The organism is Cohnella phaseoli (assembly GCF_003386235.1).
Classification (GTDB): domain Bacteria; phylum Bacillota; class Bacilli; order Paenibacillales; family Paenibacillaceae; genus Cohnella; species Cohnella phaseoli.
Genome location: NZ_QRDZ01000002.1, coordinates 194689 through 219834, shown reverse-complemented (window position 1 = coordinate 219834; position 25146 = coordinate 194689). Strand labels below are relative to the sequence as shown.

20 protein-coding genes are annotated in these 25146 nt (G+C 56.1%); 12 read left to right on the top strand and 8 right to left on the bottom strand.

Features of this window, described 5'->3' with window-relative positions; genetic code table 11:
• Positions 1-577: 577 nt before the first annotated feature.
• From DFP98_RS03080 to DFP98_RS03060, 5 genes are all read right to left on the bottom strand, one after another.
• The gene (locus DFP98_RS03080; RefSeq protein WP_116059093.1) at positions 578-1459 is read right to left on the bottom strand and encodes a carbohydrate ABC transporter permease; all 882 of its coding nucleotides are present in this window, start codon (positions 1457-1459) and stop codon (positions 578-580) included.
• A gap of 12 nt (positions 1460-1471) precedes the next feature.
• Positions 1472-2374, bottom strand: a complete 903-nt coding sequence (locus DFP98_RS03075) for an ABC transporter permease (protein ID WP_116059092.1) — start codon at positions 2372-2374, stop codon at positions 1472-1474.
• A 79-nt stretch (positions 2375-2453) separates the two neighbouring features.
• Complete coding sequence (locus tag DFP98_RS03070; RefSeq protein WP_116059091.1) at positions 2454-4163, bottom strand: extracellular solute-binding protein; 1710 nt, start codon at positions 4161-4163, stop codon at positions 2454-2456.
• 112 nt (positions 4164-4275) lie between these two features.
• Positions 4276-5952, bottom strand: a complete 1677-nt coding sequence (locus tag DFP98_RS03065; RefSeq protein ID WP_116059090.1) for a response regulator transcription factor — start codon at positions 5950-5952, stop codon at positions 4276-4278.
• A 1-nt stretch (position 5953) separates the two neighbouring features.
• On the bottom strand, positions 5954-7699 hold the full coding sequence (locus tag DFP98_RS03060; protein ID WP_116059089.1) for a sensor histidine kinase: 1746 nt from the start codon (positions 7697-7699) through the stop codon (positions 5954-5956).
• Positions 7700-8268: 569 nt separating this feature from the next.
• Between DFP98_RS03060 and hisS the strand changes: the two genes are divergently transcribed.
• The 3 genes from hisS to DFP98_RS03045 are packed head-to-tail and all read left to right on the top strand — an operon-like array spanning position 8269 to position 12163.
• On the top strand, positions 8269-9528 hold the full coding sequence (gene hisS, locus DFP98_RS03055) for a histidine--tRNA ligase (RefSeq protein ID WP_116059088.1): 1260 nt from the start codon (positions 8269-8271) through the stop codon (positions 9526-9528).
• 17 nt (positions 9529-9545) lie between these two features.
• The gene (gene aspS, locus DFP98_RS03050) at positions 9546-11378 is read left to right on the top strand and encodes an aspartate--tRNA ligase (protein WP_116059087.1); all 1833 of its coding nucleotides are present in this window, start codon (positions 9546-9548) and stop codon (positions 11376-11378) included.
• A 20-nt stretch (positions 11379-11398) separates the two neighbouring features.
• The gene (locus DFP98_RS03045) at positions 11399-12163 is read left to right on the top strand and encodes a tRNA threonylcarbamoyladenosine dehydratase (protein ID WP_116059086.1); all 765 of its coding nucleotides are present in this window, start codon (positions 11399-11401) and stop codon (positions 12161-12163) included.
• 201 nt (positions 12164-12364) lie between these two features.
• On the opposite strand, the gene DFP98_RS03040 is transcribed toward DFP98_RS03045, so the two are convergent.
• Positions 12365-13021 (bottom strand): DUF2642 domain-containing protein, encoded by a 657-nt coding sequence (locus tag DFP98_RS03040; RefSeq protein WP_116059085.1) that lies wholly within the window; start codon positions 13019-13021, stop codon positions 12365-12367.
• 254 nt (positions 13022-13275) lie between these two features.
• Between DFP98_RS03040 and DFP98_RS38860 the strand changes: the two genes are divergently transcribed.
• The 4 genes from DFP98_RS38860 to DFP98_RS03020 all read left to right on the top strand — a co-directional run bounded on the left by DFP98_RS38860 (position 13276) and on the right by DFP98_RS03020 (position 18138).
• On the top strand, positions 13276-13884 hold the full coding sequence (locus DFP98_RS38860) for a hypothetical protein (RefSeq protein ID WP_181917460.1): 609 nt from the start codon (positions 13276-13278) through the stop codon (positions 13882-13884).
• A 175-nt stretch (positions 13885-14059) separates the two neighbouring features.
• Positions 14060-15127 (top strand): CotH kinase family protein, encoded by a 1068-nt coding sequence (locus DFP98_RS03030; protein ID WP_116059084.1) that lies wholly within the window; start codon positions 14060-14062, stop codon positions 15125-15127.
• A 64-nt stretch (positions 15128-15191) separates the two neighbouring features.
• Entirely contained in the window at positions 15192-16505 is a 1314-nt protein-coding gene (locus tag DFP98_RS03025) for a replication-associated recombination protein A (protein ID WP_116059083.1), read from the top strand.
• A gap of 334 nt (positions 16506-16839) precedes the next feature.
• Entirely contained in the window at positions 16840-18138 is a 1299-nt protein-coding gene (locus DFP98_RS03020) for a hemolysin family protein (protein WP_425455506.1), read from the top strand.
• 70 nt (positions 18139-18208) lie between these two features.
• On the opposite strand, the gene DFP98_RS03015 is transcribed toward DFP98_RS03020, so the two are convergent.
• Together DFP98_RS03015 and DFP98_RS03010 are read right to left on the bottom strand one after the other, a co-directional pair.
• Complete coding sequence (locus DFP98_RS03015) at positions 18209-19363, bottom strand: MFS transporter (protein WP_116059081.1); 1155 nt, start codon at positions 19361-19363, stop codon at positions 18209-18211.
• 12 nt (positions 19364-19375) lie between these two features.
• A complete protein-coding gene (locus DFP98_RS03010; RefSeq protein ID WP_116059080.1) occupies positions 19376-20695 on the bottom strand; it encodes a multi antimicrobial extrusion protein MatE in 1320 nt (439 codons plus the stop codon).
• Between the two features lie 190 nt (positions 20696-20885).
• Between DFP98_RS03010 and DFP98_RS03005 the strand changes: the two genes are divergently transcribed.
• The 5 genes from DFP98_RS03005 to deoC all read left to right on the top strand — a co-directional run bounded on the left by DFP98_RS03005 (position 20886) and on the right by deoC (position 25142).
• Positions 20886-21230 carry a hypothetical protein gene (locus DFP98_RS03005; RefSeq protein WP_116059079.1) on the top strand — a complete coding sequence of 115 codons (345 nt, stop codon included), beginning with the start codon at positions 20886-20888 and terminating at the stop codon, positions 21228-21230.
• Positions 21231-21252: 22 nt separating this feature from the next.
• Positions 21253-22332, top strand: coding sequence for a tetraprenyl-beta-curcumene synthase family protein (locus DFP98_RS03000; protein ID WP_116059078.1), 1080 nt, complete (start codon positions 21253-21255; stop codon positions 22330-22332).
• 30 nt (positions 22333-22362) lie between these two features.
• Positions 22363-23331 carry a 6-phosphofructokinase gene (gene pfkA, locus DFP98_RS02995; RefSeq protein WP_116059077.1) on the top strand — a complete coding sequence of 323 codons (969 nt, stop codon included), beginning with the start codon at positions 22363-22365 and terminating at the stop codon, positions 23329-23331.
• 180 nt (positions 23332-23511) lie between these two features.
• Positions 23512-24459, top strand: coding sequence for a DNA-binding transcriptional repressor DeoR (locus DFP98_RS02990; RefSeq protein WP_116059076.1), 948 nt, complete (start codon positions 23512-23514; stop codon positions 24457-24459).
• A gap of 11 nt (positions 24460-24470) precedes the next feature.
• Positions 24471-25142 carry a deoxyribose-phosphate aldolase gene (deoC, locus tag DFP98_RS02985; protein ID WP_116059075.1) on the top strand — a complete coding sequence of 224 codons (672 nt, stop codon included), beginning with the start codon at positions 24471-24473 and terminating at the stop codon, positions 25140-25142.
• Positions 25143-25146 lie beyond the last annotated feature (4 nt).

Below are 25146 nucleotides of genomic sequence, written 5' to 3'. Positions count from 1 at the left end.
TTCCATGCTCGGCGCTCGTCAAGCGGGGCAGTGGAGGCCAAAAAAGTGCCTTGACGAGACCCGGGCCGGGGAGCGGAGGCCAAAAAAGTGCCTTGACGAGGACCGAACCGGGGAGTGTAGGCCAAAAAAGTGCCTTGATGAGACCCGGGCCGGGGAGTGTAGGCCAAAAAAGTGCCTTGAAGAGACCCGGACCGGGAAGTGTAGGCCAAAAAAGTGCCTTGGCGACATCCGAACCGGGAAGTAGAGGCCTCAAAAAGTGCCTTAGTGTCCAACCAACTCCCGCAGTCGCTCATAGTTCGCCTAACCACAACAATGGGGACCTGGACTAACAGGTTAGAGAGATTAAACGCTTGAAGCCAGCTGCAAGGCAACGCTTACTTTTTTGTAATCAAACTGTAATCTGTTGTACACGCGAGCTTAAAGTTAATCGACTAATCTATAGACGACCCCCTTTTTTCAATATAAAACAACTTGAACCTGCCGGTCTTTGGCAGGTTATTTTCTTTCTCCGGCACTTTGTCGGGAGCCCGGTGCGCACGCCCATCTTCTACGGAACGGACGAGCGCGCGCGAACGGATCAGCCTTTGACGCTCCCCATAACGATCCCTTTCATAAAATATTTCTGAAGCATCGGATACGTCAGCATGATCGGCAGCGCCGCCAAGAAGATTTGCGAAGCCTTGAGCGTGCGGTTGTTAATCTGCGACAGCAATTCGGCTTCCTTCACGTTCATGATCTTCAGATCGAAGCTAATGACCAGCGTCTGCAAATAGCTTTGGAGCGGGTAATGCTCCGTTTTGTTCATCAGAATCAGGCCGTCGAACCAAGAGTTCCAGTGTCCTACCAGCGAGAACAACGTGATGGTGGCGATGGCCGGAGCGGACAGCGGAAGGAATATTTGCCACATGATCCGCCAGTGGCCGCAGCCGTCGATCAGCGCGGCTTCCTCGATCTCCTTCGGAATGCCGCGGAAGAAGTTAAGCAGCAGAATGACGCTGAATACCGGAACCGCGCCCGGCAGAACAAGCGCCCAGAACGTATCGATCAGTCCAAGCTCTTTGATCGTAATATACCAAGGGATCAGCCCCCCGTTAAACAGCATCGTGAAGATAAACGCCCAGGAGTAAATTTTGCGCCAGCGGAACTGCCGGTCGTCCTTCGACAGCGCATAGGCGACAAGCATTGTCAGAACGACGTTCACCGGCGTCCCGATCAAAATTCGCTTGAACGACACCCAGTAGGCGTCGGCGAATTCCGGCTTGCTCAGCGCGTAATCGTAGGATTTCAGATTAAAGTCTACCGGCCAGAATTTCACCAGATTGGCGGTCGCCGCCGTGCTGGAGCTGAACGAAATGGCCAGCACGTTAATAAGCGGCAGTAAGCACAGAACAGCCAAACCAACGAGAAAAGCATAATCGAGAGCTAAAAACAGTTTTCTTCCGAAAGACAGCCGAGTCATTACATTCCCCCCTTAGAAAACCCGGTAATTGGCGAATTTGGACGCCAGTATGAACGAGGAGACGATCAGCACGGTGGAGATGACCGACTTGAACAGGCCGACTGCGGTCGCGAGCCCGTATTGCGCGTTGACCAGTCCCATCCGGTATACCCATGTATCGATAATGTCGCCGGTGTCCATGACGCTCGGATTAAGCAAAATAAACACTTGGTCGAATCCGGCGTTCAGAACGTTGCCAAGGCTGAGCGTAACCATCAGCACAACGATCGGCGCTATGCCGGGGAGCGTAACGTGCCAGGTCTGCCGCCAGCGGTTCGCTCCGTCGATGACCGCAGCCTCGTAGTGGGTCGGGTCGATGGAGGTGAGAGCCGCCAGATAGACGATCGCTCCAAAGCCGAACTCCTTCCAGACATCGGATAGGACCAGTGTAAAGGGAAACCAGGACGAGCTGCCGAGGAAGAAGGGAACATCGATGCCGATCAGCCCGAGCGCCCAGCTCACGACTCCCGTCGAAGGCGATAAAATATCGATCAGTATGCCGCCCAGAATAATCCACGATAGAAAATGAGGCAGGTAGACAAGCGTCTGAATCGCTCTCTTGACGAACGCCCTGCCCAATTCGTTCAGCAGCAGCGCAAAGCCGATTGAGGCGATGAGTCCGGCGATAATTTTGGCTACCGCGATGACGACGGTATTGCGAATGATTTGGGCGAAGTCCGGCTGCTCGAACAGAAACCGGAAGTTATCCCAGCCGATCCACTTGGAAGCGAAAATCCCTTTGGACGGAATAAATTTCTCGAACGCAATGACGATGCCCGCCATCGGTGCATAGCTGAAGATCAGCACGGCGAGCAAGCCCGGCCACACCATAAGGTGAAAAGGAAGCTCCCTGCGCATTCCTCGCTTGATGTCCATCTCTTCTCTTCCTTCCCCGCGAACGAGAAAGGGGAGAGCCGCGACGCTGCCGGCCGTCCCCCTTGTCGTAAACTTTAAGTTAATGAGCGGCCTTCCACTCGTTGATCTCGCTCGTAATTTGCTCTCCGCCGAGTTTGTGCCATTTCTCTACGAAGCTGTCGAATTCATCGATGGAGCTTTCGCCCACGACGATCTTGGTGAATGTCTCCAATTCAAGCTTGTCGAGCGTTGCCTGCTTCATCTGCTGCGTCGGCACGGGAGCGCCGTAAAATTCGCCGATTTTCATCCTGTTGCCTTCGACGTATTTTTTGAGCACTTCCGTCTCTGAGCCGCCGGGTCCGAAGATGAGCGCATTGCCGAAGCTCTTAATGTCGCCATTGTCCAAATAGGCGACGACGTTGTCGTAATAGCCTTTCTGCTCCTCGTTCAGCTTGGAAGGGTCTTTGGCCATATAGGCTTCGGTGACCGCTAAGCCGGCTTCCAGGTTTTTGCTTGGCGGCTCCATGCTGATGGTCGGGTACAAATAAAACGGCGTCTGATCTTTGTCTGTGTTGTAGATTTCGGCCTGAGCTTCGTCGCTCCAGGCGTTCTTAAGCTGCAGATTCGCCAATTTGATCGCAGCCTCCGGATGCTCGTAGCCTTTGCGGACGACGTAGTATCCGGTCACCGGAATGTTGGTGGACGGGGAGGCGGCTTGATCGTCGGCGGACAGCACGGGATAAGGCTTCCAGCTCATGCCGCCTGCCGCGTTCATGTTCATCGCTTCCTGAAGCGGCCAGAGCGGGTGCCAGAAGTTGGCGTAGAGCAGGCCGATTTTGTTGTTCATAATGTCCTCGGCAATCTTGTTGCCGTCCTTGACGCCGAACTCCTTGTCGATCAAGCCGCGCTTGTACATGTCCTGCAGAGCGGCGAGCGCCTGCTTCATTTCCGGCTGAACGCTGCCGTAGACCAGTTGGCCGGAAGCGTCCTTCACCCATGTTTTCGGATAGGCGTGGAAGGCGTTGGCGATGCCTTCGATGGTCGCCAGTCCGCCGAACAAATCCTTGTTCAGGCCGATGCCGTAAGCGCCAGGATGCGCCTTGGCGAAAGTCTCCGCAATGTTCAGCACGTCCGTAAACGTCGTCGGCTCGGGCAGGTTCGCCTCCTTCAGCCAATCCGAACGCAGCCAGATGACCGACGTTCCCTGCTCGATGCTGCCGAAACCGGTAATGCCCATCATCTTGCCGTCGATGGTCGCCGCCTTTTTCATCAGTCCGTTTGCGTCCTGCTCCATGATTTTTCTCAGGAAAGGCGAAGCGTACCGGTCGTAGGCGGCGGTCAGATCCTCGATCTGTTCGCTCTCAAGCAGCTGCTGGAACTGGGCGGGCGAAACAAACATCAGATCAGGCAGATCACCGGAGGCGATCGTGACGTTCATTTTGTTCTGGTACTGGGCTTCGTCGATCGTCCATACGTTTTTCACTTTAATGCCAAGCTCGTTCTCGTAAGCTCTCGACCAAGCGTTGTTGTCCAGCGATTCGCCCTCGAGAAACTTAAAGCGGGCGCTTGTGCTTCTGACCGTCGTAATCTCGATCGGCGGCTCGTATTTCTCGAACGGATCGGCTGCCTGCACCGTTTCGGCAGACGAAGACGGCGAAGCGGAATTGGAAGCGGAAGGGCTAGCGCTCGTTGCGGAGCCGCCGCCATTGCCGCCATTATTGCCGCTGCAAGCGGATACAAAAACAAGCGATAAGGAGAAGACGAGACTTGCGAGCGTCTTCTTTCTTTTTCCGGCAGTCATGTTGGTCATTCTCTATCCCCCGTAGTCGTTAACAAGTAGGTGTGCACAACCTCTGTATTAAGCATAAGACACCGATTCGGCAGCCCACAATATTCAAAAACGTACCTTAGATCGGTGCAGACTAATCCATTTTTGACTTTTTGGCGCGCGCCGCATCCCGGTATTCGTAAGGGGTCGATTTGGCGTATTTGCGGAAAAATCTCGTAAAGTTCGTGGCGGACGTAAAGCCGACGGTTTCCGAGATGTCCTGGATTTTCATGTCGGTGTCCTCCAGCAGGAAGATCGCTTTTTTCATGCGCAGTTCGTGAACGTAATCGACGATCGTAATTCCCGTCGTTTTTTTGAACAGCCGCGACAAGTAAGCGGGGTTAAAATAAACGATGTCGGCCAGGCGGGTCAGCGAGACGTCGCCTGCGAGATTGTCTGCGATATAGTCTTTGATCCGGTTGATGACCTGCGATGCGGAGCGGTCCCGCTCGTGCTGCCTAAGCTCCAGCAGCTCGGGAATGAGACGTGCCGCATATTCGATAGCGAACGGGAGCGAGTCCGGCCCTTCCGCGCGCAGCAGCCTGGACAAGTCGACCTCCTCCTCGCGGCGTCCAGCGATGCCTGTACGATTCATGTAAGAGAGCAAGGAGAGGGTAATGCGATAATAGATTTCCATGCTCATGCCGACATCGTCGGACGGCAGGCGGGCTACGACGTCCTTGGCCTGCGAGAGCAGAGTGAGCGCCTCCTCGACGCGTCCTTCGTCCAGACAGGCGTCCATTCGGCCAAGCTTGTTCAGAATCAAGCGAACTTCTTCGTTGTCTGCGCCGCTTCGGCTATCATCCTCGGACGTCTGATCCACGGTCACAATCATTTCCGCGTCAATCGACGTCCGGTAATCGAGCGCGTACTGCAGACGCGCGAATGCTCTTCCGGCTTCGTCCCAGCTTACGGATCTGTCGGCGATGGCGAAGGAGACCGGTACTTGCACCGACAGCTCTATCGCCTGCTGAATCACGTCCAGCATGCCTGCGCTGAACAAGGAAATTTTCTCAAACGCCTTTTCCGCGTCTTCCGCATCAAGCGACGAAATCTGAGGCTGAAGGAAGCAGACGAGCCGGTTAAGATCGTCGATCGCGCTTTTGACGGTCATAGCGGGAGACAGATGCCGCTCGACGATCAACTGGATCGAGTAGCCCAGTCTCGATCTTCCGGTATAATCGAGCTCGCCGTCCCGGTTCGTGCGGATTTTGCCCGCAAGCAGCAGGACGGGGAGCTGGGGGTTGAGCGGCAGCTTCAACTGTACGAACTGCGTCTCCCGATTCGCGGCGGAATCGCCTCCGGCCAGCCGCAGCAGGTACTCCTTCTGCAGCACCTGGCTTGCCGCTTCCATTTGCTCGTTCACTTCGACGACAAGCTCGCTCCACTGCCTGGAAGCGCGGACGTCTTCGACGACGCTTTCGATGACGGAGATCAGTTTCGGATAGCCTTCCGTTTTCAACAAATAATGTACGCCTTGATTTTGAATCGCTTCGTACACGTAGTCGAAATCGTTGAACCCCGTCAGGAAGACGACCCGGCAATCCGCCCAGGTCGAGCGAATATGCCGCAGAAGCTCCAATCCGTTCATGCCGGGCATGCGAATATCGGAGAGCACGACGTCGAAACGGGCATCGTGCAGGAGTTTTAAGGCGTCCATACCGGAATAGGCTTTGTGAAGATCCAGTTCAAGATGGCCGAGCTGCTGCAGCGTCTCGAACAAGCCGTCGGCAATAATCTGCTCGTCGTCCACAATCAATAGTCGAATCATGTTACTCCCTCTCCTTTGTCGGTTCCAACGGAATCAAAATTACGGCTTTTAAGCCGCCCTCGGTGCTGCGAGACAGCCGCAGAGCCCCGTGCCGCCCGAACTTGAGCTGCAATCTGCGGTGAATGTTATGCAAGCCGACTTCTTCCCCTGCTTCCGCTTCCCCTGCGAGAATAGCCTGTACGTACTGCAACTGCTGATCGGATAGCGATCCGCCGTTGTCCCCCACGACAATGGCAAGATGATCCTCCTCCGCGGCGAAGGAGATGGAGATCCAGCCCTTCTCGGGCATCTGTTCAAGACCGTGGATAAAAGCGTTTTCGATAACGGGCTGGACAATAAGCCGAGGAACGGAAAGACCCGCATAAGCCGGCGGGAGCTCGTCGAAGACGACTTTAATCCGGCTGCCGAAGCGCAGGCTCTGTATGTCCGCATAGGTTCGCGCATGGCGAATTTCCTCTCCCAGCGAAATGTCGTCCTGATTGTTTTTCGTCATGAACCGGAAATACTCGCCGAGCTGAATCGTGAAATATTCCAGGTTATCGTAATCGCCCGTCCGGGTCATCGTGTTCAAAATAAACAGGCTGTTATACAGAAAATGCGGGTTGATCTGCGATTGGAGCTGCTTCAGCTCGGCATTCTGGACGAGAAGCCTCTGACGATAAGACTGGTCGATGAGCGTATTCAGGTTGCGGACCATATCATTGAACTGAGAAAACAGGTATTGGAACTCGTCGTTGCGGTCGTGCTTGATAAAGACATTGAAATCTCCGTTCTCCACGCGCGAGAAGGAACGGACCATTTTGACCAGCGGCTGATGAATGTACCGATAAGCGTATAGCGAGAACAGCGCAAGGATCAAAAGCCCGACAAGGGAGTAGCACCAGATCCAGACCCGATAAATGCGGATAGTCTGGAACAGCTCCGAGTTTCTAACGTACTGAACAGCCTCCAGTCCAAGAGAGGACGAATGCGCGCGGAAAACCTGATAGCTGCTCCCTGCAGCTTTGAGCTCCGCAAGTTCGGCTTGGCCGAGCCGGGGCAGGGCGGCTTCCACGGACTGGGCTTTGTCGTCGTTCGTCGTGCCGACGAAGAAGCGGGACGAATCATCCCGAAGATAGATTCCGCTGTTGCCGTACTGAAGCAGCGGGAACAGAGAATCCTTCAGCTCTTTCGCGGAAAATTCGACCACGATCATAAAGTAGGGCTGCGCGTTGTCGGTTTTACTGTTAAACGTTTTCATAACAATGTAAGGCCGGTCGTTGCGGTACACCATCCGAAGGCGCTCGTCCTGACGAGAGAAATCGTCGTATTCGTCCTGGCGGAAGCTCTCGGGCCACGCAGCCGCGGATAACGTCCGGTTCAGCAGGGGAACGTGAATGCGGACGTCCGCGATATAGCGATTGCTGTTTTTGACAGCAAGCAGCAGCTTTTTCAGCCGGCCGATCATCTGGAATTTCTCATACTCCGAATACTGCGCCGTCGACTGGGGGAAAAGGGCGAGCATGGCCAGATCCTCGTCGTTCATCAACGTCTCGAACAGCAGCGATTGCGTTCGCTGAACGTCTTGGTCGAAGTTGTCCAAGATCGATTCGAGCGATGTTTGGATCGATCCGGTAAGCTGCGTCCTGACCGCTCCGATTCCCCAGTTGTACAACAGGATGCCGAGCGAGAACAACGGTATGAGAATCAATAGAAAAATGAGCAGGAGCTTGCTGAAAATCGAGTTTTTCCATAAAGTGCGAAGCATGCGATCGCCGTCCTTCTTCCCTGTAATCCTGAATACGCTGTCATTATATCAGAGTTTAAGGGAAGGGCTACTTGTATTAACGGGCAATTAAGGGCGAATGATACGAATGAGCGAGCGAATGTGCGAATTCCTTGACAGCCGCTGCGCAACAGACTACAATAAATTACATCTGTATTTCCAAACTGTATTTCCAAAGCCTCAGATTCGACGACGGGAATAAGTAATCCGGCCCCATGCCCACAGAGAGGAAAGCCTTCGGCTGCAAGCTTTCCGGCAATGATCGGACGAACGACCTCCCCGAGAACCCGATGGGAACCGCCTGCCTGACGCATTGTCGGGTTCGGCTCAGTAGCATTGCGGCGCAGCCGGGCGTTAACCGGGCGAAAGCAGCAAGCCTCTGTCGATTAGACAGACTTGAACGACGGGTGGCACCGCGGGAGCGTAACGACAAGCTCTCGTCCCTGACGATCTTTATTGAGATCGCCATGGGACGGGGGCTTTTTTGATCCTCATCGGCTTTCGGCAAGCTTGTTTGGAATTGAAGCACAAGCAGGGGAGTGATAAGAACGATGGGTTTTCAGAAGCCTCCGGGCACGCAGGACATTATGCCCGGCAATTCCGAGCTTTGGCAATACGTAGAGAGCACGGCTCGCGACATTTGCCGGCGTTACAGATTCAGGGAGATTAGAACGCCGATCTTCGAAGGAACCGAGCTGTTCAAGCGCGGTGTCGGCGAGACGACGGACATCGTCGAGAAAGAGATGTACACGTTCGAGGATCGCGGCGAGCGCAGCATGACGCTTCGTCCGGAAGGGACGGCCGGCGTCGTCCGTTCTTATGTGGAGAATAAGCTGTATGGCGATCCCGACATCGCGAAGCTGTACTATATCGGGCCGATGTTCCGATACGAGCGCGCGCAAGCCGGCAGATACCGCCAGTTCCATCAGTTCGGCGTAGAGGCGATCGGCTCCGACGATCCGGCGCTCGACGCGGAAGTGATCGCCTTGGGGTATCACTTCTATCGGGAGCTGGGGCTGACAGGCGTAACGGTCGATTTGAATTCCGTCGGCACGCCGGCGGTTCGGGCGGCCTTCCGGGAAAAGCTGCTTGCGTTCTTGCAGCCGATGCGGGAAAGCTTGTGCAAGGATTGCCAAGCAAGAATCGACCGCAATCCGCTCCGGGTGCTCGACTGCAAAGTCGACCAGGATAAGTTCGCGGACGCTCCGTCGATTCTGGACAGTCTGGACGAGGAGTGCGAGAAACACTTTGCGCGCGTGCGCGAATGTCTGGACGAGATGAGCATTCCTTACCGACTGAACCCGAAGCTGGTCAGAGGACTGGATTATTACACGCATACCGCGTTCGAGTACAAGGCTCAGGGCATCGGCGCGATCGACACGATCGGCGGCGGCGGCCGGTATAATGGGCTCGTGGCCGAGGTTGGCGGAGACGATAAGCCGGGCGTAGGTTTGGGACTCGGACTGGAGCGGACGCTGCTGCTGCTGGAGAGTCAAGGCATTAAGCCCGATCTGGGCAGCGGGGCGGATGTCTACATCGTCGCGCTGGGCGAGAGGGCGGAGCAAGCGGCTCCCGGATTGGCGCAGCGGCTGCGCGACGCGGGAATTGCCGCCGAGCGAGATTATCTCGGACGCAAGACGAAGGCGCAATTTAAGGCGGCTGAGCGCAGCGGAGCCCGCTATGCGGCTGTGCTGGGCGACGATGAGCTGGATCGGGGAGAAATTTCTCTCCGTCCGATGAACGGCGGCGAGCAAACGGCTGTGAAGCTGAGTGAACTGGCAGATACGATTAAGAAATGGATGACAACCTAAAAAGGGGAAGATTACAGATGATGCTTAAAACGAACGACTGCGGAATTTTAACGAAGGAGCATGTCGGGCAGACCGTCGTGCTGAACGGATGGGTGCAGGGCTGGCGCGATTTCGGCGGGCTGCTCTTCATCGACCTGCGCGATCGCACGGGAATCGTGCAAATCGTGTTTAACCCGGAAATTTCCAAGGAAGCGCTTGAGCTCGGCAGCCGTGCGCGTAACGAATACGTATTGGCCGTAACGGGCAAAATCGTCGAGCGCGACCCGGAGACGTACAACGCGAACCTGGCGACCGGAGAAATTGAAGTTCAAGTAACCGAGGTAGAAGTAATCAATGCGGCCAAGACGCCTCCGTTCCCGATCGAAGACGGCGTGGAGGTGGACGAGTCGCTGCGCTTGAAGTATCGTTACCTCGACCTGCGTCGTCCGGAGATGCAGAAGACGCTGCGACTCCGCTCGAAGGCGACAAAGGTGTTCCGCGATTTCCTCGACGAGAACGGCTTTATCGATGTAGAAACGCCGATCTTGACGCTCAGCACGCCGGAAGGCGCGCGCGACTATCTGGTGCCGAGCCGCGTTCACCCGGGCGAGTTTTTCGCGCTGCCGCAGTCGCCGCAGCTGTTTAAGCAGCTGCTCATGATCGGCGGCCTGGAGCGCTACTATCAAGTGGCGCGCTGCTTCCGCGACGAAGACCTCCGCGCAGATCGCCAGCCGGAGTTTACGCAAGTCGATATCGAGACGTCGTTCCTGTCCCAGGAGCAGCTTCTCGGCATGATGGAACAATTAATGGCGCGCCTGTTCCGCGAGACGATCGGCGTCGACATTCCGACTCCGTTCCAGCGCCTGACGTATCACGACGCCATCCACAAGTACGGCTCCGACAAGCCGGACCTGCGCTTCGGCCTTGAGATCGAGGACGTTACGGACATCGTCAAAGGCAGCGACGTCAAGGTGTTCGCGTCCGTAGCCGCTGCCGGAGGCGTCGTCAAGGCGCTTAACGCCAAAGGCTGCGCCAGCTGGAGCCGCAAGGAGCTCGACGATCTGCAGCCGTTCGCGGCGCGTTACGGCGGCAAGGGCATCGCCTGGATTACGGTGAAGGAAGGCAAGTGGAACGGACCGATCGTGAAGTTCTTTAAGCCGGAGGAAATTGCCGCGCTGACCGAGCGTCTGAACGTCGAGGAAGGCGACTTGCTGACGTTCTCCGCCGATAAGCTGAAGACCGCCGCGGACGTCATGGGCAATCTGCGTCTCAAGGTCGGCCGCGAGCTGGGTCTGATCGACAACAACGCGTACAAGTTCCTGTGGGTCGTCGACTTCCCGCTGCTTGGCTGGGACGAGGAAGCGAAGCGTTTCGTCGCGGAACACCATCCGTTCACGCGTCCGAACGACGAAGATCTGGCGCTGTTCGACAGCGATCCGGGCGCGATCCGCGCGCAAGCCTACGACATCGTGCTGAACGGTTACGAAGTCGGAGGCGGCTCGATGCGGATTTATCGCCGCGATGTGCAAGAGCAAATGTTCAAGGCGCTCGGCTTCTCTCTGGAGGAGGCGAAGGAGAAGTTCGGCTTCTTCCTCGATGCTTTCGAATACGGCACGCCTCCGCACGGCGGCATTGCCTTCGGTCTGGATCGCTTGGTCATGCTGCTGACGGGACGCACGAACCTGCGCGAGACGATCGCGTTTCCGAAGACGGCCAGCGCTACCGATTTGCTGTGCGACGCTCCGTCGCCGGTCGCGGAGCGCCAACTGGAGGATCTGCATATCAGGCTGTCGGCTAAGGCGGTTGCGGCGCAAGCGAAGAACGCCGCTCCGGAGGCCCAGCCTTCCGACGAAACGGAAAGTCAAGGTTAATTCAAAGGAGCGAGCCTGCGATGCTGCACCAATTTTCCAGAACAGAGCTGGCGATCGGACCCGAAGGGCTCGAGACACTGAAGGGGAGCACGGTGGCCGTGCTCGGCATCGGCGGAGTCGGCGGCATTGCCGCCGAGGCGCTGGCCCGTTCGGGCATCGGCCGCATTATTCTGATCGATAAAGACGTCGTCGATATTACGAATGTCAATCGTCAGGTTCACGCGTTGACGACAACCGTCGGCCAGCCAAAGGCGGAGCTGATGAAGGAACGGATCAAGCTGATCAATCCCGAATGCGACGCGATCGCGCTGAGGATGTTCTATACGGAAGAGACATACGAGGAGCTGTTCAAGTATCCGCTGGACTATGTGGTCGACGCGTCGGATACGATCGTCTACAAGGTCCATCTGATCAAGCAGTGCCTTGAGCGCGGCATTCCGGTCATCTCCAGCATGGGTGCGGCGAACAAGATGGACCCCAGCCGGTTTCAGGTCGCCGACATCTCGAAGACGACGGTCGACCCGATCGCCCGCGTCGTTCGCAGAAAACTGCGCGAAGCCGGGATCAAGAAGGGCGTCAAAGTCGTGTTCTCGACGGAGGAGCCGGTTAAGCCGCGGGAAGACGTGACGCAGCGGATCGTTCCGGACACCGCGCCGGAAATTCGTAAAGCGCAGCAGCCGCCCGCGAGCAATGCGTTCGTGCCTCCGGTCGCGGGGCTGATTATGGTCAGCGTCGTGTTCCGCGAGCTGGTGGAAGCCGGGGCTAAGCGTTCTTCCGATAACTAAGCAGACCGAGTCGCTATGAAAGATCACCGAAGATAAAAGTAAGAGGGGGATGTACCTCCTTCCGATGCCATACGCTACTGAAATCCGAACGGGGAAACCCGTGGCAAGGCGATTTCAGGAGCGTATGAGGCGTCAGCGGGAGTACATACCCCTTCTTTGTTTATCTTTCATCGCAAGCCAGTCGGCTTTCGGGACAGCCCCTTAAGGAAGATGGATCGTTCGGACGTGATCCAGATGAATATAGGTGCTCGTTCCGTCCGCGGCTGCGAGCTCGACCAGATTGTTGGCGACGGATTTCAGCAGTCCGCTTTTTCGCGGCTGCTCTCCCAAATCCAAAATAACGAATTCGTTTTCGAATTTTTGAAGCTGTCGGTCGAATGTGCGGGCAAGCGGGGCTGTCGGAGGGTAGAAGGGAAAACGATTCGGCCCGAGCGCATACGGAAGCTGCCCGTCGTCGTAAGGGGCAAAAATTTTCAGATGCCGCATCGAGACGCAGAGCGAGCGGTGCAACGGCGAGTGGAAGACGAAGAAGTCGGTCATGACGCTGGTGACGTAGCCGTGAATCGTTCGGTTTCCCGCGACGTACAGCTCCGCGAATACGCCTTTGGCGTTCAGCAGCACCTTGCGATGGGATAAGTGTTCGGCAGGACCGAGCGGAGACTCGGGGATTTTCCCCGTCATGCCGGAGGGAGACGGATACCGCGTTAACTGCTCGATATGGACGAGCGGCACATACATGAAGCGGATTCCGTCGTACAGCACGATAAGCTCTGCGCTTTGGTCGACGAGCTGGCCGTGAACGACCTGTCGCAAGTCTGCAACCGTCAAGGCGACGAATTCATTGGCGTAATCGATCACGATTCGGGCTCACCTCCTTGCGGGTCGGGATTGGTCGTTTGGCTATCGCTCTGTGTCCGAAGCAAAACAGGTTGTACTCTACATTTATGTGACGTCAAGCCGGGAGGATACGGTTGGTTGTCCGAACACCCGTCAAAAATCCGCATTTATCCGAGGGCGATCAGCCTCTTTTCATTCCAATTCTGCGCCTGTCTCTATCGAAGATCGGCCATAGCTCATAAACTGTATGATCTTACACAGGAGGTGCAGTTTCATTGAGCATGCTGCTGCATGGGGCCAAGAAACGCTGCCCGAAGCGCGTCCGCAAATGCAAATGCTGGTGGACGGGCGGAGGAAAAAGGAAGAGACGGAAGCCTCCGACTAAGTGTGCTCCGAAAGAGCATCATTCGGGGGGCGAGCCGATCGATACGGGACCGGACCACGGGCACCAGTCGTGGGGACAATGGGGAACAGGCACAGGAGGGACCGGAGGCTATAACGGCGGCCATACCGGTGGGCATACGGGCGGCCATAACCGCACTGGAGGCACCGGTCATACAGGCGGTCATCCGGGCCATACCGGCGGGTATCCCGGTTATATGGGCGGCAACACCGGCGGCCATCCCGGTCACACGGGCGGTCATCCAGGCAACACTGGCGGTCATCCCGGCCACACGGGCGGCCACACCGGTCACACGGGCGGGCACCCCGGCCATACGATCGGGCGCACTGTGGGACACACTGGCGGACATACCGGAGGGCACTCCGCGGGTCCTAAGAAAAAGCGCTGCGGTTGCCGCCCAACCCGAGGTCGGACCGGACATCGCTGTCAATGCCACAAGCGCGGCAAAGGCCGCAAACGCCCTTGCACTAAACGCGGCTGACGCCGCCGGAGCTGCGTAATTGTATCGCATGCGCGCCCTTCGTAACGGAGCCCTTTCGCTTGCGCGGCCGAAAGGGCTTCTTTGCCGTCCGGCGAATTAGACGGATGCCGTTTCCGCCAATGCCGGGGCGACATACGCTGATGGAGACGACGCATCAAGAGAGGGCGGAGAATGCATGCCTCTACCGGTCAGATCGATAAGGCTGGGCAACGAAGCGAGCCGCGAGCTTGAAAAAAATTTATGGAACGATCGGTACGTTCCCGGCAAAATGAGCACCAACGGCGCAACAACCTCGGTGTCGGTTCGATACCGGGGAGGACATACCCGAAGCTATTCGAAAAAGTCTTACGAAGTCGTCCGAGCCAATCAAGCTTTTCATTATAATGCCGAATACGACGATCCTTCGATGATTCGCAATGCGCTTTCCTTTGCCTTCTTCCCGATGCTCGGCGTACCGGCCCCTCGCACTAAGCATGTGATGCTTATGGTTAACGACGAGCCCAAAGGCGTGTATCTGGAAATCGAAGGCGTGGGAAGACGGTTTTTTACCAACAGGAAAATAGGGGCTTCGTCGTTGTTTTACGCGATCAACAATCGGGCCGATTTCGGGCTGATCTCATCGGAATCGGATCGTCCGAAAAGATCGCTGCTCGCCGGGTATGAACACCGCTTTGGCTCGAACGGGGAAAAAGCGAAGCTGAGCTCGTTCATCAGAGGGGTGAACACGCTCCGCGGCGCGCGAGTCGAGGCTTTTATCCGTTCCCGTCTGGATGTGGACAACTACCTGAGATGGCTGGCCGGGGCGGTGCTGACCGGCAATTACGACGGCTTCGAGCAAAACTATGCGATCTACCGCAGCGGAAAAACAGGCAAGCTAAGAATGATTCCTTGGGATTACGAGGGCACATGGGGGCGAAATTGCTACGGGCGCATCGTGGAGAGCGATCTGGTGAACGTAGAGGGTTACAATGCGTTGACGAGCAAGCTGATGAAATTCCCGTCTGTTCGCAGACAGTACCGGTCCATTTTGGAATATGCTCTGAACGGGCCGTTCACGGAAAAGCGGCTGCTGCCGGTCGCCGAGAGGATGATGGGGAAGATCGCGCCGTACATGAAGGACGACGGCAGCCGCAAATGGCTGTATCGGGATTTTATCGGAGAGCCGAACGTTATTCGCAATTACATCCGCGAGAGAAGAGAGATTGTGAAGGAGGAGATATACGGGGTATTAGGGAACGTATGATCGCTTTCTCTTTCTGGAAACGCGAGTTTCTGCTATGATAGAGAGGAGAAAGGCGGGAATACGAATGGATTTGTTCAGCTATCAAGCGGAAGCGGAGCCGCGCGGACGGCTGCTGGCCGATCGGATGCGCCCGGAGACGCTTGACGAATATATCGGGCAGGAGCATGTGGTCGGACCGGGGAAGCTGCTTCGGAGGGCGATTGAAGGAGACGTCGTATCGTCCATTTTGCTGTTCGGCCCTCCGGGATGCGGAAAGACGACGCTGGCGCACATTATTTCGCGGCAGACGCAGGGCGACTTCGTGCGGCTGAACGCCGTCGATGCGTCCGTCAAGGACGTACGCGAGGTGATCGACCAGGCGGAGAGAAATAAAAATATGTACGGACGCAAAACGATTCTCTTCCTCGACGAGGTGCATAGATTCAACAGCGCCAGGCAGGATGCGCTGCTTCCGGCCGTAGAGCGGGGCATTATCGTTTTCATCGGGGCCACTACGGAAAATCCGTTCCACTCCGTGAACGGAGCCCTGCTCTCCCGCTCGACGCTGTTCCGGCTGGAGCCGCTCACGAAGGAGCATTCGCTTGCGGCAATGCGCAGGGCTTTGGCCGATTCGGCCAAAGGACTTGGCTTTATGAAGCTGCAGGCGGATGAAGAGGCGCTGGAGCATATCGCATCGATGGCTAACGGCGACATACGCCGAGCGCTGACTGCCCTGGAATTGGCCGCGGTGACGACGCCCTCGGAGCTGGACGGAACCGTCCGCGTAACGCTGGATATCGCGGTGGAATCGATTCGCCAACCGTCGGTACAAGCCGACGAATCGACGCAGTACGATGTGCTGTCCGCGTTCCACAAGAGCGTGCGGGGCTCGAGCGATGCGGCCTTGTTCTGGTTTCTCTACGCGGTGGAGAAGCTGGGCATGGACCCGATGGTGTTCCTGCGGCGACTGACGGTCGCCTGCAGCGAAGACATCGGATTGGCCAACCCGCAGGCGATGGTACAGGCGGTCAGCGCCATGGAAGCTTATCACCGCATCGGCTGGCCGGAGTCCAAATATATTGTGGCTCAGGCGATTCTGTTCGCCGTGGAGAGTCCGAAATCGAACGCGATCGCCGTGACGATCGGGAAGATGATGACGGCCTTCGATACGATCAAATCGGCGGAGGTTCCGCTGCACTTGCGGGATGCGCACTACAGCGGGGCCAAGAAGCTCGGCCACGTCGGCTACAAGTACCCGCACGATTATCCCGGCCACTACGTCGAACAGAGTTATTTGCCGGACAAGCTGTCTTCCAGCGTTTTTTACGAGGCGACCGAGCAGGGGATGGAAGATAAAATCCGGCAAAACCAGTTGAAGCGCAGAGGAAGACGGGGATAGACGGAGCGATACGCGTACAAATTGGAGATTTTCAGGAAAAAGTGGATTTTGCCTGAAGCAACAAGCTTTTTTCGTTGGAATCGGGGATATCCGGCCTTTACGCCCGAAAAATCGGCATAGGTGGCAGGCTGCGACGAATACAGATGGGTACTACGGCGGTTTACGAGGTCTATCGTCGTTTGACGGAGGGCGAGAAACCGTCTAAGCTTAAGGAATAGAGTTTTCAGCTTTTATACTTTTTATTCGATAAGGAGGTGTACCTGTCCTCTCCGCTTCAGGCGAGGATAGGAAACATTTGGACCCTGACCCCTTTCCGTTAGGCGTGAATTTGCTTTTGATCTTCGTGTTGGTTTTTCTGAACGGCTTCTTCGTAGCTGCCGAGTTTGCCATGGTGAAAGCGCGCGGCTCGAAGATCGATACGTTGGTGCAGGAGGGGCATAAGAGAGCAACTGCGGCTTCTCATCTGATCGGTCATCTGGACGCTTATTTGTCAGCCTGCCAGCTCGGCATTACGCTGACGTCGCTCGGATTGGGCTGGATCGGCGAACCCGCAATCGCCCGCATGCTTGAGCCTATGTTCCAAGCCGTACATCTTAACGAGAATCTGGTTCATCCGCTGTCTTTTATCATCGGTTTTTCGTTTATCACGGTGCTTCATATCGTGCTTGGAGAATTGATGCCGAAATCGGTCGCAATTCGCAAAGCAGAGACGATTACGTTGCTGACGGCCGGTCCGATGATTTTTTTCCGCAAAGTGATGAGCCCGTTCATCTGGCTGCTTAACGGTACCGCAGGCATGCTGCTGAAGCCGTTCGGCATCGATGTCAAGGAGGATACTTCCACCGCGCATACGGAGGAAGAAATCCGGATTCTAGTGCAGGAAAGCCATAAGAGCGGATTAATCGACAATACCGAACTTACGCTAATGGATAATATTTTCGATTTCTCGGAGACGAACGCTCGGGAGATTATGATTCCGCGAACCGAGATGAGCTGCCTTTACGGCAATTTGAGCTTTCAAGAGAACCGAGCGATCGCACTGCGCGAGATGCATACGAGATACCCCGTGTGCGAGAGAGACAAAGACAACATTATCGGCTTTGTGCATATTAAAGATTTGCTGAAGGTGCCGGATAACGCCATCCTGGACATTCGCGATCTGTTGCGGCCGATGACGACTGTGCCCGAGAGTATGCCGATCAGCGCGCTGCTGAAGCTGATGCAGAAGAAGAAGACGCAGATTGCGATTCTGATCGACGAGTACGGCGGAACTTCGGGACTGGTTACATTGGAAGACATTATGGAAGAGATTGTCGGCGAAATTCAGGACGAATTCGACGAGGAGCGCCCCGACGTGGAGCCGCGTGAAGATAATACGTACTCCATCAACGGCATGATGCTTATCGAAGAGGTGAACAGCTTCTTCGGGCTTGATCTGCCCACCGACGATTACGACACGATCGGAGGCTGGATTTATTCCCAGATCGAGAACCCGCCGAAGAAAAACCAATTTGTCGTCGCCGAGGAAGGATTCCGGTTTACGATAGAAGAGACCGACCATCTGCGGATATCCCGAATTCTTGTGCGCAAGGAGACGGATACCGAGTGGGCGCCTCAAGCCGAGACGGGCTGATATAAACGATAGAAAGAGGCTGTCCCCAAGCAGAGTTGCTTGAGGACAGCCTCTTTGATTTGCAAGAAGGTTATCGCCGGCGAACATGAGCGACAAGGAAGCCGATCGTACCGATCAGGGCAAAGACGGCGCCGGTCTGAAAGACGCGCGACAGGCCGAACGAATCGTACAGCCAGCCCCCGAGCGTTCCGGCGATGACGCCGGCCAAACCCGACCAGACGACGGCGAATACCGCCTGGCCTGACGAGCGGTATTCGTCGGGAATAAGCGACTGCAGACCGCGCAGCGCGGTAATGTAGAAGATCGCGAAGGTAATGGCGTGCATCATCTGCAGGGCGACCATCATCCAGGGCTGGTCGGCCAGGCTGAGCAAAGACAGACGAATGACGTAGAACGCGCTGGCGATCGCGAGCAGCGGATATTCGCGGAACCGGTGACCGAACTTGGCGAGCAGGAAAAACATCGGAATTTCGCTGACCGCCGAGGCAAGCGAGGCGTAGCCAATGACGGAGTCGTCGGCCCCGATCTCTCGCATCGCTACGGACAGGAAGCCCTCGTTTGTGCGATGGGCTACCGAAATGACCATAATCAATCCGAAGAACACGAGCGTCTCTTTGCGCCGAAGAAGCTCCCATAGCCCGCTGAACTCGAATTTGCGCAGCGTAGCCTGGTAGTCTCCGACGAAGAAGGAGAAGACAAGTGAGACAAGGACAACGCCGAGAATCAGCCCTATCGTCAAGTCCGAACCGAACGTCTTCAGCACATACCCGAACAGGACGGCGCAGACGGCGTAGCCGAGCGAGCCGAACATTCGGATCGAAGGAAAGCTGATCTTCATCCGTTCGGCGGCGAGCAGGGAGACGCTGTCCAGCATCGAGTTGTTCGGCGTCTGAAACAAGTAGAACAGCGCCATAATGCCGGCCATCATGCCGAATTCCTTCTGCGGCAGCAGCAGCGCGAGCGCCAGAATTTGCACGAGATACAGAACGTTTAAGATGCGGGGCAGGTTTTTCGTGCGGTCGCTGATAATGCCGACGACGAGATTGGACACGATGGACAGGAACGGTCCGACCGAGTAGATCGCTCCGATCTGCAGCTTGGAGAAGCCCAGGCTTTCGAAATATAGCGGGAAGTAGGTGATCAGAAGCACCATTCCGGCATAGTTGGCGAATTGGAGAGCGCGCAGCACGAAGAGCTGCCCGCGCATGGCTGAGCTGTTGTTCATGGTTGAAATCTCCTATCCTTGATGTTCGGCGGTCAGCCTGACGCTGCGACGGCTGCGGCGGAAAAGCCACGCCAGAAACAGCACCTCCGCGAAGACTCCGGCGGATTGCGCCATGGAGCCCAGCACGCCGCTCCAAGCAGGCAGCAGCAGAGCGAGCAGTACGATCGTCAGCAAGGTTAACGCCGCGTTCGCGGTTTGCGAGCCGAACATCAGCTTCGTCTCTCCGTGGGCCATGACCACACCGTTTAGCGTGTCCAGCCAAGGGAAGACGAGCACGAACGGCAGGAAGCCGCGCAGGGCGTGAATACAAGCCGTCAGCAATTCGTCCTTTACTCCGAGCGCATGCGAGAACATCCACTCGCCGACTGGCGTAAACGCCATGATCGACAGCAATACGAACGGGATAAAACCGAGCATCAGCGTGAACTTCCGCACAATGTCCGGGTTGGTCTTGACGAACAACAGGGCGATTTGGTGAAAATAAGTAAAAAAGCCGAGCATCAGATTCATCAGACTGCCGGCTACGGCAAACGACGCGACGGCGAGCGTGCCGCGATCGGTCGTGCCGAGCAGGGCGTTCAAGATCGGCAGCACCCAAACGACGATAAAAGAAGAATAGAGAAGCGGGTTGTAAAACTTGGCCACCTGCTTCGGTTCCGTAATCTCGCATTCCTCGTCTTTTTCCGGTAGCTGCTTAACGAGCCTGTTCGCTTCCCACCAACTGACGCCGGCTTCGATCATCATGCCGAATACGAAGATGATCGTTCCTTGCAGCGCGCTGTCGACGCCGACCCGCAGGAAGTATTGGGACAGCAGGAACATGCCGCCGAGTCGGAATACCATCGCGATCGTCAGCCATCTCGTTCTCATTTTATAGATGATAACCCCTTGATAGAGGCAGCGGATACCCGAAAATACCGATAGGAACATCAGGGCGTAATAAGCGTGGATCGCTCCTTCTTCTACGATCGGAGGCGCCCCGAAGGCGCCCCCGAATACCCAATGGCCGACAGGCGTATAAGCGATAAGCGCGCCGAACGCAAGCGATGCTCCGTACACATAGAAGCTGACGCGTCGGACGGCGCGGAAAGAGGTGCGGTCGCGTACGAGCGCCGAGCAAGTCTGACGGAACAGCACGGCCGGCTTCTCCGTAACAATGAGCAGACTCATCGCCAGCGCATATCCGGCCAGCACCATCTCGGGGTTGTCCGATCTGGCCAGCGTTCCATTGATAATGACGTGAGACAGGTTGATCAACAGAGCGGAAATTCCCATCGGGATAAAAAACAGCAAAAGCCGTCTCATCGAGACGGGCTCGTTACTTGGCGGCATAGGGGGCTCCTTCGCGAAGCTCGCTTTCATTTGTCGTGTGTTTGTCGAGATAGGTAGTATTATAGCAGATTGAGAGGAACATTCGGGGATCATTTTCGAAGAATTAAGCTGGATTTCAACTCTGCAAAATGATAAATTAAAGAATAAAGCAAATTTTGAGGCTTTGTCAGACGGAGACCGGGTGATTAAGATGCGGATAGACGAGCGCTGGCTCGAACGCCAGTTTGTTTACAGCGAGCGGCACGACATTGCGCTTCCGTCTCTGGAGACCGACTGGGACGAACTGCCGTTGGCATGCCGAATCGCGATTTTGTCCAAGTGGGAGATGATTCGGGGGACGATTCCCGACCGGATCAAAAGCTTGGAGGATGTCATTCGAGTGAAGCAGCAGCTGTTGTTCGAGGAAGACGATTTCGCCGAGTCCTGCCTGATCAACGGGGATATCGCCGATCTGGCCAGCAGGATTAACGACCTGAACATCTGGTTCCGCACCCGGCAAGATCTGGAGCCGCATACGAAGCAGCATATCGGTTAAAGCGTTGCGGAGGACCTACGAAATGACCAAAGAAGCGTTGCTGGCGGGCCGTTCACCTCGCGGACCGTTTTCTCTAATGAAAAGAGTGTACAAGTATATTTTGCCGGAGGTCAGAGCCGAGCTCGGGCGTTGGCGAGACAGGGCCGGCGGCATTCCCGACCCGGAGCTGCGCAAGCAGGCTCTGGACAGCATAGCCGGCAAGCAGTTCCACTGCGAGGGCGGGGGCGTATACGCCGCTGCCAATTTAGAAAGTCGCCATGTGCTCATACCGCTGATCGTCGCTCTTCAGACAATCAGCGACTATTTGGACAATCTGTGCGACCGCAGCACCTCGCTTGATCCGAACGATTTTCGCCTGCTGCACCAGAGCATGCTTGACGCGGTCACCCCGGGAGCTGCCCTGCGCAACTATTACGCTTTGCGAGACGAGCAGGACGACGGGGGATACTTGGCGGCGCTCGTTGAGGAATGTCAGCGCCGGACTGCGCAATTACCCGCCTACGCTAAGGTACAACCGTTCGTGGCCGAACTGGTGCAGCTGTACGGAGATCTTCAAGTATACAAGCATATTGATCCGGCCAAGCGCGAGGGTCAATTGCTCGCTTGGTGGGACAAGCACGCGGCGCTCTATCCCGAGCTGCAGTGGAATGAGTTTGCGGCAGCGACGGGGTCGACGCTTGGCATGTTTATGCTGTTTCTTGCAGCCAGCGATCCACAGCTGGAAGAGCGTCAGGCGAAGGAAATCCGTATCCGGTATTTCCCGTCCATCTGCGGTCTGCACATTTTGCTCGATTATTTGATCGATCAGGCGGAGGACAGGGAAGGCGGAGATTTGAACTTCTGCAGCTATTACGCCGACCAGTCAATGCTTAACGGACGGATGGAGCGTATGGTTAAAGCCGCAAGATCGGCCGCCGAAGGGCTGCCTTTCGGGCATTTTCACCGGATGATCGTAGAAGGGCTTGTCGCGCTGTATTTGTCCGATCCGAAAGTGCGGGATCAGCAGGATGTTCGGAAGACCGCCAGACTGCTCATGAAGGGCAGCCCATGGACGAGGGTGTTTTTCTGGCTGAACAGCCATTGGATAAGAAAGGCGATGTAAGGTTAAGAATGACGAGGAGGAATTTGACAGATGAGTGCAGTTAAGAAGATCGCGGTATTGACGAGCGGCGGAGATTCGCAAGGGATGAACGCGGCGGTTAGAGCTGTCGTGAGAAGCGCATTGTACCGCGGCATTGAAGTTTACGGCATCCAGCGCGGCTACCAGGGGCTGCTTAATCAAGATTTGAGACCGATGGATCTGCGCAGCGTGGGCGACATTATTCAGCGCGGCGGCACCATTCTTCAGACGGCTCGCTGTAAGGAGTTCATGACGGCGGAGGGTCAGCAGCGCGGAGCGGAAGTGCTGCGCGAGCAGGGCATCGACGGCTTGATCGTCATCGGCGGCGACGGCTCGTATCACGGAGCGAACAAGCTGAGCAAGCTGGGCATTAAGACGATGGGATTGCCGGGCACGATCGACAACGACATTGCGTTCACCGATTTCACGATCGGCTTCGATACGGCGGTCAGCATCGTCGTGGAAGCGATCAACAAGCTGCGCGACACGATGACCTCGCACGAGAGATCGTCCGTCGTTGAGGTAATGGGACGCCACTGCGGCGACATCGCTCTGTATGCCGGCCTTGCCAGCGGCGCGGAAGCGATACTCGTTCCCGAGGTTCCGTTCGACCTCAAGGAAATTTCGCTTCGCATGAAGGACAACTTCCAGAAGGGCAAGCGTCACGGCATCGTTGTTGTCGCAGAGGGCGCCGGCACCGGCGAAGAGGTCGCCAAGAACATTATCGAATACAGCGGCATCGAGCCTCGCGTAACCGTGCTTGGACATATTCAGCGTGGCGGTACGCCAACGCACAACGACCGCATTTTGGCGAGCCGACTGGCCGATTATGCCGTGCAGCGCCTGATCGAAGGGGATTCCGCCAAAGGGATCGGCATCATCAAGGGCGAATTCGTGGCGACGGATATCGACAAAGTCGTCTCTACGAAGAAGACGTTTAATCTGGATTTGTACAATTTGGCATTGCGTCTGGCGCAATAAGGCGCAAACGCTCTAAGCTTGTAAGCCGCTCCCCCGCCGACGGGGGAAGCGGCTTTTTTTAGTATGTATTTTGACCTAGCGCGGAATGCTTATATCCATTATAATATCGAATGAGAGAACATAATTTCAGGTGAAATGAACAAAATTTCAAAATCAGCTCTGCGAATGGTGTGAATTGCGTTGGATAACGACAAGATCAGGAAAGTCGTGGAAGCCGCTAAACTATACTATCAGCTGGACTACAGCCAAAATCAAATCGCCGACGCTCTAGGGGTATCCCGCCCGACCGTGTCGCGGCTTCTTCAGCAGGCGAAGGCGGAAGGCGTCGTTACGATCGAGATCAAAGATCCGACGGAAGATGTCGAAGTGCTGCGTTGTATGTTGAGAGAACGCTTTCAGCTCAAAAATGTCGTCGTCGCCTTTACACCGACCTATGACGACAGCGTCGTGAAGCGGTATATCGGCCAAGCCGCCGCAGCCTACATTATGGAACTTGTCAAAGACGGGGATACGATCGGGGCGTCCTGGGGTTCCACCATGTACCAGGTGGCGCTTCATATGAAAACAAAGTCTCTGAACAACTCGTTTGTCGTTCAGTTAAACGGAGGCGTCAGCGACGCGGACATTCTGATCTCGCCCTCGGAGATCGTTCATTTGTTCGGCAAGGCGTTTAACGTTACTCCTTATTTCATGTATTTGCCCGCGATCGTAGATCACATTCTCGTTAAGCAGGCGATGCTGACCGATCGGCATATTCGCAGAGTCATGGACATGGGGCAAAGCGCCAATGTCGCCGTGTTCACGGCAGGATCCCCTACGCCGGATTCGGTGCTGATCAATTCAAACTACATGCGCAGCGAAGAATTGGAGACGATTAAGACAAGGGCGGTCGGCGATATTTGCTCGCGCTATTATGACGCGGACGGAGAAATCTGCCTGCCGAGTCTGAACGAGAGGACGGTCGGCATCGAGCTGGCGGATCTTCGTACGAAGGAGCACGCCATACTTGTGGCCGGAGGGGCCTCCAAGGTGAACGCCATTTACGGCGCGTTGCGCGGAAAATACGGCAATACGCTGGTGACGGATCAAATTACGGCGAAGGCTTTGCTTAAAAAATCAGACCTATAGGAGAGTTGAATATGACCCCTGAACAAATTGCAGCTGCAATCGACCATACGCTGTTGTCGGCGACAAGCACGGAAGAGGAGATTGTCCGTATTTGCGCAGAGGCGAAAAGGTACGGATTTGCGACCGTGTGCGTCAACCCGTATTGGGTTCCAACGGCGGCGCGGGAGCTGGCCGGCAGCAAGGTCGGCGTGACGACGGTCATCGGTTTTCCTCTTGGCGCCAGTCGAACGGAGATTAAAGCTGCGGAAGCCGCGGACGCGATCGGGGCCGGAGCGACCGAGATCGATATGGTATTGAACGTCGGAGCGTTGAAATCCGGACAAGAGGCTGCCGTTAAGCGCGACATCGAGCAAGTCGTAGAGGCTTGCAAAGGCAAAGCGGCCGTGAAGGTAATCATCGAAACCTGTTATTTGACCGATGAAGAGAAGAGAAGGGCATCGCTGCTTTGCAAAGAGGGGGGAGCCGACTTCGTCAAGACGTCGACGGGCTTCGGTACGGGCGGTGCGACCGTGGAGGATATTGCGCTTATTCGCAGCGTTGTAGGACCGGAGCTCGGAATTAAAGCTTCCGGAGGAGTAAGGAATCTCGAGACGGCACTCCAACTGATCGAGGCCGGAGCGACGAGGCTCGGAGCGAGCTCCTCGATTGCGATCGTCACGGGCGGAACGAACGAAGGGTACTGAGGAG

Excerpts from the sequence above, each read along its gene's own strand:
- hisS (WP_116059088.1), top strand. The coding sequence starts at position 8,269 with ATGGGTTTTCAGAAGCCTCCGGGCACGCAGGACATTATGCCCGGCAAT.
- DFP98_RS03000 (WP_116059078.1), top strand. The coding sequence starts at position 21,253 with ATGACCAAAGAAGCGTTGCTGGCGGGCCGTTCACCTCGCGGACCGTTT.
- DFP98_RS03045 (WP_116059086.1), top strand. The coding sequence starts at position 11,399 with ATGCTGCACCAATTTTCCAGAACAGAGCTGGCGATCGGACCCGAAGGG.
- DFP98_RS03060 (WP_116059089.1), bottom strand. The coding sequence starts at position 7,699 with ATGCTTCGCACTTTATGGAAAAACTCGATTTTCAGCAAGCTCCTGCTC.
- DFP98_RS03015 (WP_116059081.1), bottom strand. The coding sequence starts at position 19,363 with ATGAACAACAGCTCAGCCATGCGCGGGCAGCTCTTCGTGCTGCGCGCT.
- aspS (WP_116059087.1), top strand. The coding sequence starts at position 9,546 with ATGATGCTTAAAACGAACGACTGCGGAATTTTAACGAAGGAGCATGTC.
- DFP98_RS03080 (WP_116059093.1), bottom strand. The coding sequence starts at position 1,459 with ATGACTCGGCTGTCTTTCGGAAGAAAACTGTTTTTAGCTCTCGATTAT.
- DFP98_RS03075 (WP_116059092.1), bottom strand. The coding sequence starts at position 2,374 with ATGGACATCAAGCGAGGAATGCGCAGGGAGCTTCCTTTTCACCTTATG.
- pfkA (WP_116059077.1), top strand. The coding sequence starts at position 22,363 with ATGAGTGCAGTTAAGAAGATCGCGGTATTGACGAGCGGCGGAGATTCG.
- DFP98_RS03010 (WP_116059080.1), bottom strand. The coding sequence starts at position 20,695 with ATGCCGCCAAGTAACGAGCCCGTCTCGATGAGACGGCTTTTGCTGTTT.
- DFP98_RS03025 (WP_116059083.1), top strand. The coding sequence starts at position 15,192 with ATGGATTTGTTCAGCTATCAAGCGGAAGCGGAGCCGCGCGGACGGCTG.
- deoC (WP_116059075.1), top strand. The coding sequence starts at position 24,471 with ATGACCCCTGAACAAATTGCAGCTGCAATCGACCATACGCTGTTGTCG.
- DFP98_RS03070 (WP_116059091.1), bottom strand. The coding sequence starts at position 4,163 with ATGACCAACATGACTGCCGGAAAAAGAAAGAAGACGCTCGCAAGTCTC.
- DFP98_RS03030 (WP_116059084.1), top strand. The coding sequence starts at position 14,060 with ATGCCTCTACCGGTCAGATCGATAAGGCTGGGCAACGAAGCGAGCCGC.
- DFP98_RS03005 (WP_116059079.1), top strand. The coding sequence starts at position 20,886 with ATGCGGATAGACGAGCGCTGGCTCGAACGCCAGTTTGTTTACAGCGAG.
- DFP98_RS03065 (WP_116059090.1), bottom strand. The coding sequence starts at position 5,952 with ATGATTCGACTATTGATTGTGGACGACGAGCAGATTATTGCCGACGGC.